Consider the following 1,235-nt stretch of genomic DNA (forward strand, 5'->3'; position numbering starts at 1 on the left):
CCTGCGCGCGGGGTCGCCGGGCATGACGCGCCTGCTGCGGGACCTGGTGAACCGCGCGGCGCTGGGCCAGCACGCGGCGCTGCCGCTGCCAAGGGCCTCGGGAAAGGTGTCCCTGGCCCTCCAGGCCATGCCGCTCACGGTGCGGGAGGTGGAGCGCCACCGCCAGGTCCTGCCGGCCTCGCCGAGAGCCAGCGTGCTGCTGCTGCTGACCGATCCGGCACAGGGTGCCATGCCCACGCCGGAGCTCTGCCAGCAGCTGCGCGAGATCTACGGGCTGACCACGGCCGAGGCGGGGGTGGCGGCCTGGGCGGCGCAGGGGATCGGCCTGCCGGAGGTGGGACAGATCCTGGGCATCACCGTCAACACGGTGCGGACCCATGTGCGCCGCGTCTTCCACAAGACCGGGGTGCGCAGCCAGGCGGAGCTGGCGCGGCAGGTGGAGCGGCTGGGCCCGCTGCTGGCGGAGCCTGCCGAGGCGCGGCCGGTGCGCGCCGCCGTGCCGGAGCGGGGCGCGGAAAGGCTCGCGGCCGGGGCTAGGGCCGGTGCCGGGCTGCCGCGCGCCCGGGCGGCCTGGGCTGCCGCGGGGGATCTGCGGAACGGCGCCTGAGGGGCGGAACGGCTCACCGCCGGCCGAACATCTTCTCCAGCATCGGCTTGTCCATGCGCAGGAAGGTCGGGCGGCCATGGGAGCAGGTGGCGGCGCGGGGCGTCGCCTCCATGGCCCGCAGGAGGGCCGACATCTCGGCGGTATTCAGGCGGCGCCCGGCCCGTACGCTGCCGTGACAGGCCAGGCGCACGATGGCGGCGTCGATGCGGGCCTCCAGCGCCTCGGCGCCCTTCCATTCCGCCAGCCCGTCGGCCAGATCCTCCAGCAGCGGGCCGGGTTCCGGCGCCCCCAGCAGCGCAGGCAGGGCGCGCACCATGACCGCGCCGGGGCCGAAGCCCTCGATCTCCAGCCCCAGGCGCAGCAGCGCCGGCGCGTGGTCCAGCAGCCGGGCGGCGCGAGCGGGCGGCATGTCCACCACGGCGGGCAGGAGCAGCGGCTGCATCCGCACGCCGCCGGCCACGAACTGGGCGTGCAGCCGTTCCTGGGTCAGCCGCTCATGCGCCGCGTGCTGGTCCACCAGCACCAGCGCGCCATCCGGGGCCTCGGCCAGGACGTAGGTGTCCAGCAGCTGGGCCAGCGGGCGGCCCAGGGGACCGTCGGCCAGGGGGGCTTCCTCCTCGCCGATGGC

General features: G+C 76.4%; 1 protein-coding gene and 1 pseudogene. One reads left to right on the forward strand and one right to left on the reverse strand.

Going from position 1 to position 1,235, the window contains the following annotated elements; genetic code table 11:
* Positions 1-607 (forward strand): helix-turn-helix transcriptional regulator (locus tag ROTAS13_RS24675; RefSeq protein ID WP_216348744.1); only part of this gene is annotated, 607 nt, incomplete at its 5' end.
* 13 nt (positions 608-620) lie between these two features.
* On the opposite strand, the pseudogene ROTAS13_RS24680 reads toward ROTAS13_RS24675, so the two are convergent.
* Positions 621-1,235: pseudogene (locus ROTAS13_RS24680) on the reverse strand (DNA mismatch repair protein MutL); the annotation flags it as partial.

The organism is Roseomonas sp. TAS13 (assembly GCF_001950415.1).
In the GTDB taxonomy this organism is placed as follows: Bacteria; Pseudomonadota; Alphaproteobacteria; order Acetobacterales; family Acetobacteraceae; genus Roseomonas; species Roseomonas mucosa.